9 protein-coding genes and 1 pseudogene are annotated in these 6530 nt (G+C 50.9%); 3 read left to right on the top strand and 7 right to left on the bottom strand.

Going from position 1 to position 6530, the window contains the following annotated elements:
• Positions 1 to 573 precede the first annotated feature (573 nt).
• Genes AQR02_RS24985 through AQR02_RS25000 form a run of 5 tightly spaced genes read right to left on the bottom strand, consistent with a single transcriptional unit; the run spans position 574 to position 3235 of the window.
• Positions 574 to 1167, bottom strand: coding sequence for a xanthine phosphoribosyltransferase (locus AQR02_RS24985; protein WP_054943106.1), 594 nt, complete (start codon positions 1165 to 1167; stop codon positions 574 to 576).
• 51 nt (positions 1168 to 1218) lie between these two features.
• Positions 1219 to 1524, bottom strand: a complete 306-nt coding sequence (locus AQR02_RS24990) for a hypothetical protein (RefSeq protein WP_054943107.1) — start codon at positions 1522 to 1524, stop codon at positions 1219 to 1221.
• A gap of 44 nt (positions 1525 to 1568) precedes the next feature.
• Complete coding sequence (locus AQR02_RS24995) at positions 1569 to 2120, bottom strand: phospholipase D-like domain-containing protein (RefSeq protein ID WP_342447500.1); 552 nt, start codon at positions 2118 to 2120, stop codon at positions 1569 to 1571.
• Complete coding sequence (locus AQR02_RS35385; protein WP_342447501.1) at positions 2036 to 2392, bottom strand: TrmB family transcriptional regulator; 357 nt, start codon at positions 2390 to 2392, stop codon at positions 2036 to 2038. The genes AQR02_RS24995 and AQR02_RS35385 overlap by 85 nt, the downstream gene beginning before the upstream one ends.
• Before the next feature lie 57 nt (positions 2393 to 2449).
• The gene (locus AQR02_RS25000) at positions 2450 to 3235 is read right to left on the bottom strand and encodes a zinc ribbon domain-containing protein (RefSeq protein WP_054943108.1); all 786 of its coding nucleotides are present in this window, start codon (positions 3233 to 3235) and stop codon (positions 2450 to 2452) included.
• A gap of 204 nt (positions 3236 to 3439) precedes the next feature.
• Between AQR02_RS25000 and AQR02_RS25005 the strand changes: the two genes are divergently transcribed.
• The 3 genes from AQR02_RS25005 to AQR02_RS25015 all read left to right on the top strand — a co-directional run bounded on the left by AQR02_RS25005 (position 3440) and on the right by AQR02_RS25015 (position 5865).
• Complete coding sequence (locus tag AQR02_RS25005) at positions 3440 to 3814, top strand: hypothetical protein (RefSeq protein WP_054943109.1); 375 nt, start codon at positions 3440 to 3442, stop codon at positions 3812 to 3814.
• A gap of 204 nt (positions 3815 to 4018) precedes the next feature.
• Positions 4019 to 4753 carry a GTP pyrophosphokinase gene (locus AQR02_RS25010; RefSeq protein WP_054943110.1) on the top strand — a complete coding sequence of 245 codons (735 nt, stop codon included), beginning with the start codon at positions 4019 to 4021 and terminating at the stop codon, positions 4751 to 4753.
• Between the two features lie 344 nt (positions 4754 to 5097).
• Entirely contained in the window at positions 5098 to 5865 is a 768-nt protein-coding gene (locus AQR02_RS25015) for a carbohydrate-binding protein (RefSeq protein WP_054943111.1), read from the top strand.
• 91 nt (positions 5866 to 5956) lie between these two features.
• On the opposite strand, the gene AQR02_RS32660 is transcribed toward AQR02_RS25015, so the two are convergent.
• Complete coding sequence (locus tag AQR02_RS32660; protein ID WP_159067839.1) at positions 5957 to 6118, bottom strand: hypothetical protein; 162 nt, start codon at positions 6116 to 6118, stop codon at positions 5957 to 5959.
• Between the two features lie 15 nt (positions 6119 to 6133).
• Positions 6134 to 6530, bottom strand: a pseudogene (locus AQR02_RS25020) (phosphoribosylglycinamide synthetase); the annotation flags it as partial.

Here is a 6530-nt window from a genome sequence, read left to right on the forward strand (position 1 = left end):
TGCGCTGCGAGCCGGGCGCGCTGCGCGTGCTGACGCCGCTGGCCGCCGCGGCGCAGGTCGGAGCCGCTGAAGCCGGCTCCTGCCAGGCGAGTGGGTGATCCTGCCATGCCGGATCAATTAACCGGTCCGGCACCTCATGGAGGCAAGACATTCTCCATTGGAATCTGCTGCACTTAGCACAATCACAAGCAGCAGTACAGCAGCTTAAAGAACATTCTGTTGCAGTTTGTACAGTAGATTTTCCTTAATACCTACTTGTGACTGCTATTTTCCTGATTCTAATGCATGAAATGCAATAGAATTCAATTCGCACCTCGGAAATGGCGTATTCTGCAGCATAAAGTGCAATAGACATTCATGCCGCTCCATGGCAGCAACAAAGACGGTGAAGATCTAGTATAGGTCTCTATGGGCTCCGTCCGTTATACACCAAATTTGCGGCCGCACCAGATAGATAAATAAGCCCAAAGAGGGGGAACTCCAGCAACGGCTGGAATTCCCCTCTTTAGGCTTTTAACTAAGAATGTGTACACATTTTATAGATTACCAGGCTTCCCGCACCGCACGAAGTGCTCAGCCCGCCTGCACTCCATCTTCCTCCACAAATGAAATACGCCCATCCTCCAGAGAAGCAATGCGCACCAGCGATTCTACACGGTAGCCTGCTTCCTTCAGCAGCCGGTTACCCGGCTGGAAGGCCTTTTCGATCACGATGCCGATGCCTATGACTGTGCCGCCTGCCTGCTCGACAATCCGGGCCAATCCGAAGGCCGCTTCCCCGTTTGCGAGGAAGTCATCGACTATCAGCACACGTTCGCCGGGGGCGATGAACTTTTTGGAAACGGTAATATCATTGCTTTCTTTTTTCGTAAAAGAATAGACGGTCTCCACGTAAATATCTTCCGTCAGAGTCAGCGACTTCTGCTTGCGGGCAAAAATCAGCGGAACCTCAAGCTCCAGCGCCGTCATAATACCGGGTGCGATCCCGGAGGATTCGATGGTCAGCACCTTGGTCACTTCTTCTCCGGCAAAGCGGCGGGTAAATTCGCGGCCGACCTCACGCATCAGAAAGGGGTCCATCTGGTGATTCAGAAAAGAATCCACCTTGAGCACACCTTGACCGAGAACAATACCTTCATTGATGACCTTCTGTCTCAACAATTCCATTCGTGCTCCCTCTTTTCTCCTCAGATTCAAATGGACCCTGGTATCCTTCTTCTACAGACCGGTCGGCTTCTGCGGCAGCAGATTACCGACAATAGACTTCAGGTCGTGATCCTCTTTGCTGCCTGCCTTGCCGCCGTCATAGCTTGTAATCCGGATTTCCGAATACTTCTCTGCCGGATTCACCGGCTTGAAGATCAGCTTCTCACGGTCTTCCAGCCGAACATCGAATTTCATGTCCTTGAACATGTCGATCAGCTCTTTTTCCCCCGGCGTTTTACCTTCCTCCAGAAACAGCAGACCCCGCAATGACTTGGCGCCTTCGGGATGCTGCACATCAAAATGAACAATACATTCCACGCTTCTCACCTCCCCAGCTTAATGTCGGCTGCGCCTGCCCGGAGCTATTCCGCCTGATCCTTCCCGTGCTCATCCGTATCCTTATCATGCATCACATATTTGCTGTAAATGCGGCTGTAACGCTCACCATATCGTTGTGTCAGCTCAAGCCCCATATCTTCCTCAAGCTCGAAGAGCACCATTTCCTGCGAAAAGTGGTTCAGGAGCAGCTCAATCAGCACCTCATGCTCGGTCACTACCGCCTGGGCCGTACCGTCCTCATAACGCATGCCCAGCATGCACCAGCTCCGGTCAATGACAAACGAGAATTTCCGCCCTCCGCCCCTGCGCGCCTTCCCGCCCAGCGGCGGCCAGACCGGATACGGGGCCGGAGCTGCATTGCCGCCATCAAAGGCCCACAGTAGCTTCACTCCACGCAGCTCCGCCTGTTCCAGCTCATTGCGCAGCAGGGAGGCTTCCTCCCGCCACACATCCACCACAATTTCCTTCTCAGCCAAATTCAGCTGGCGGATCAGCGCCCCCAGCATATTGCGGTCACCCTCGATATTATAGAACGAAGGGCTAACCGGACCGCCGCGCGGCATTTCACTCTCCATATAGGCCAGTGAAGCCTGTACCCGGCGGAGATCATGGTCGCCAGCTCTTCCGGATCCAGCACGCTGTAACGTGCAGGCTCTCCTTCTCCGCATCTCACATACCCTTGCTGCGTCAGACGCTGAAGCGCGGCGTATACATTGGATCTTGATACTCCTAGCTGCTTTGCCACTTCGTAGCCCGAAGCCTCGCCTTTGGTAGCCAGCTCGACCATAATTTTGGATTCCATTTCCGTGAATCCCAAATTGCGCAGATGCAGCAGCAACTGTTCCATCTATGTTGTCCTCCTAATACGCTACAAGCTTAGTCGGTGAATCTAAGTACTCTGTTACTAGATTTGTTCTGAACCGCAGCGCGGGCACCACATCGAGCCCTTAGGCAGGTCTGCCCGGCAAATTTGGCATTTGACGATGTCCCGGACGGTTCCTTCGCTGACTGCCGCCGCTTCCTCTGAGTGCTCACCAGCCTTCCAATCCCGGATGCGGCGGTCCAGCTCAAGCTGTCTTTCCCGCTCCCGCTCCAGCTCGTCAGCTTCCCGGCGCCCCCGCTCACTCTCCGGGATATGGACGGCATACCTCTGTGCCTCAAGCTCCTCGTCATCATGCAGCACATCGGTGTACACGGTCCGGTGCTCGGTCCGCTGCTCTGTTCTCAGCGCTAACTCTTTTTCTTCCTCGGTCAGTTCATCTTCACCATAGTATTGATCTTCCTCATCATCATGAATCGTACGGATCGTTACGGCTGGTGCTTCTTTTTTGGGAGCCGGCGCCTCGAGCCTATGACCGCATTTCGGACAGAAATTCGCATCCAGCGCGACCACATTGCCGCATACGCACAGCCGTTCATTTTTGAGCTCAGCTATCTTGAAGCGCAGTTCATCAATCTGCTCCTGGTGTTTTAGACAAAGCTTAGACAGCTCCACCATTTTCCCTTCGGCCACCGACAGATCCCTTGCACGGTACCCGTCATAGAAAAGCTTGCCCATTTTCATAAATTCAAGTTCCATCTCGCGTTCAATATCGGAAATATGCCCATTCAGCTTACCTATTTCCACCGAGCTTTGCGCTTTTTCACTCACCCGGCTGGCACCGTCTTTAATGCGTTGCAGAATATTCATTGTAGTTCCTCCTTCTCCAGAGTGAGAATAGGGCTGATAATTAGCCAAAAAAGATCAGATGAACCTTACCGCTTCGCGCATTACCGGAAACGTGCTTCTATCATACCAAAAGTCTCGAATAGATTCATTATTTGTCGTTCTGTGTAAATTAGTAAACATAACCCGCACGCGAACCTTACCGAAACAAAGAGGGAGGGATTCACTTTGCCGGACGAACCCAAAACAAGTTATTTCGTTTCTGTGAATCACGGAATTATCCGGGATGTACCCGGTGACTCCAATGAATTTGAGGTGCTGGTATCCAAGGATGAGCTGACAGTGCTTCAAGATCTGCTTCAGAATCTGGGGCAAGAAGATAATTATGCCTTCCGCCGCGCCGCCGTGCCCTATAAATCCGCCGATCATGATGATGCTGCCGAACAGTTTGATAATGGAACCATCAGGCTCTACAGATATCTGCACCGCGTTGGAAGTGCTAAGACACAGCAAACTATCGAGCAGCTGGGCGTGCTTTCTAAACTGGAAAATACGGGGTATGAGGACAAGGGATATGGTGATGGATCACCTACGAACAAATAATTACGCCGGATAATCATTCTTTATGTGTGCTAATACGCTGATGTGGAAAGAATGTTTCCGCTTTTTTGGTGCGGGCCGTTTCAAGCGCTAACCCGTCCGGTTCTTTCGGTAACCCGCTAGGGATGTCGGATGTTATTTTGCTTCCAGGGCCTAAAATCGGTTAAACTGGAATAGTCACAAATAATGAAACCCGGGAGAGTCTCAGTGAAAGAAGACGATAGTACACAAGTTACACTGAATCAGCTGCAGGTGCATGTCAAGGATCTGCAGACGTGGCAGAGCAGTGAGGATTTCGCCAGACAGGTCGAGGATTTCAAAACCCTGCCGGCACTTTACCGCCATGCTTTGAACGAGCTTGAGAATAAAATTGATGTAATCAAAACGGAATGGCAGGTGCGCGACGGCTACTGTCCGATCGAGCATATCAAGTCACGGATTAAGGAACCCAAAAGCATCCTGAAAAAGATGCAACGCAAAGGGCATGAGTTCACCCTGGAGAATATGGAGCTGCACATTCATGATATTGCCGGCATGCGGATTGTCTGCGCCTTTGTAAAGGATATCTACCGGCTGGTAGATCATTTGTGTGTCCGCGAAGATATCAGGGTACTGGAGATCAAAGACTATATCGCCCAGCCTAAACCGAACGGTTATCAGAGTCTTCACGTCATTATAGCCATCCCGCTCGTACTGCTTGATGGAACCCGCTGGGTGAAGGCAGAGATTCAGCTGCGGACACTCGCCATGGACTTCTGGGCCAGTATGGAGCATATCCTCTACTATAAATTCGATAAGCAGCTGCCTCCGCATGTGGCCGAGGAGCTGAAGGAAGCGGCTCGTGCCGCAGACGAGCTGGATCAGAAGATGCTCCGCCTGCGCAGCGAAATTCTTGAGCTGTCCGGGGGTAGCCGCCCCACAGACAGTCCCGCTGGAGAATAGTCCCGTCCTCCCTGCAGGGATAGCAAGAACGGAAATCAAACAAGGCAGTGCGGGAGCAGCTATGATGCTGTTCCCGCACTGCCTTGCTGTTTTTCTCCAATTGCCTCTGCTTCGCCCGCTGGTTCTTAGAAGGACGTTCTGTCCTAGAATAGTCTCCGTCCACCGTACTCCAGAGACTTTCTTAAAGATTACATAAAAATGCAAACGTTTGCTCTACGGATGCAATCCATAAGAACTAAATATATCCATTACATCAAAAATTCACATAATATATGTTTATTCCTGGTACACGCTATGGTATATTTACCCTGAATTTCATACCAAAAAATAGGAGATGTCGTAAAATGTTCAAGAAAATGATGAAGAGATTCTCGATTTTCGGTTTGGCAGCCGTTTTTGTGCTAACGTTTGCACAATCTGTCTTTGCCAGTGACCAGCCGGTTCAACTGACTTCAGCCAATCTATATCTTTACAAGTATGGATACGTTGGATTCAGCGGCAATATCGAAGTAAGCAACTTGGGCTACCAGAAAACTGTAACTATTCACTATACTCCTGGAGACGGTAAGTGGTATGATACGAACGCCTCCTATCAAGCCCCAACGGACTCTACACATGAAAAATGGGGTTTTATGGTCTCCACCGATATCATGAACAATAATAATCCGCAGCTCACAAATGCCCAAACGATTCAATTTGCAATTAAGTATCAAGTCAATGGACAAACGTATTGGGACAATAACAACGGACAAAACTATTCCGTCAGCCGTTTTAATGAAAGTTCAACCATTCTTGGTAAACCGCAAGTCCTTCGCGCTTACGATGATTTATATAAGAACACCTTCTCGGGAAGTATATATGTCAAAAATTTAGACTACAGCAAAGAAGTTAAAATCAAGTATACAACCGATAACTGGAATACAACCAGGGAAGGATACGCCAGCTACTCCATGCCGGGGAACTCCGATGGCAGCGTAGAAATCTGGAATTTCAGCTTTAATAATATTGACCCAAGTGTTACGCAAATTCAGTACGCTATCTCCTACACCGCAATTGGACAAACGTACTGGGATAATAATTACGAGAACAACTACACAGTAAATCGCTATTAATACAGAAACATATCCGCGAACCTAATGCTCTTCTCCTTGTTTAAAACAGAATCTTCGCCCTTGGCCAAAGGAGGCCAAGGGCCTTTTTCGTCTACCGGATCTCCCTTACCGGAAGCTGAGCGAAATCAGCAGACTTTGCAGCGTCCGCCTGACGAAGCGACTCAAGCAATACAGGGTCAACCTGGCGGCCGAAGATTCCAACTTTGTCCGGTTGGGGAATGATTACGACAGGGCCATGAATATTACGGTCCACAGCGTCTGCGGTGCCTTAGTCCGGCTTCTGATCAACCGCCGCCCGGCGGGCGGCGGATTCTGCCACATGCCGCATGATTAGAGTAAGACCTTCGCTTGCCCTGGGCGTATTCGGCAATAAAGCCTCCCAGCTCTCCGTCACCTTCGCCACGACCGGCGAGGCAGGAAAAGGACGGGAAGCAATCTCACGAAACAAAGGCCCCGGCTGGTGCAGCGAGCCTTCGGCTGCCGCCTCCGCCAGCCATTCCCCGGTGGGTACAGCAGGGCCTTTCCGCTCCAGCCGGGCAAGCTCTGCAGCAAGCACACCACCCGGTGCCGTATGGGCCTCATCTTGAAGGGCCGTTTCCTCTTCCGTCCAGAGAGCAAATACAGCGCCCAGCAGCTCCTCCTTGCTCATTCCGCGCAGCAGGAAC

This window comes from Paenibacillus ihuae, from assembly GCF_001368795.1.
Lineage (GTDB): Bacteria > Bacillota > Bacilli > Paenibacillales > Paenibacillaceae > Paenibacillus_AQ > Paenibacillus_AQ ihuae.

Bases quoted from the DNA above. Each gene is read 5' to 3' on its own strand.
- AQR02_RS24985 (WP_054943106.1), bottom strand. From the start codon at position 1,167: ATGGAATTGTTGAGACAGAAGGTCATCAATGAAGGTATTGTTCTCGGT.
- AQR02_RS24995 (WP_342447500.1), bottom strand. From the start codon at position 2,120: ATGGAGAGTGAAATGCCGCGCGGCGGTCCGGTTAGCCCTTCGTTCTAT.
- AQR02_RS35385 (WP_342447501.1), bottom strand. From the start codon at position 2,392: ATGGAACAGTTGCTGCTGCATCTGCGCAATTTGGGATTCACGGAAATG.
- AQR02_RS25000 (WP_054943108.1), bottom strand. From the start codon at position 3,235: ATGAATATTCTGCAACGCATTAAAGACGGTGCCAGCCGGGTGAGTGAA.
- AQR02_RS25015 (WP_054943111.1), top strand. From the start codon at position 5,098: ATGTTCAAGAAAATGATGAAGAGATTCTCGATTTTCGGTTTGGCAGCC.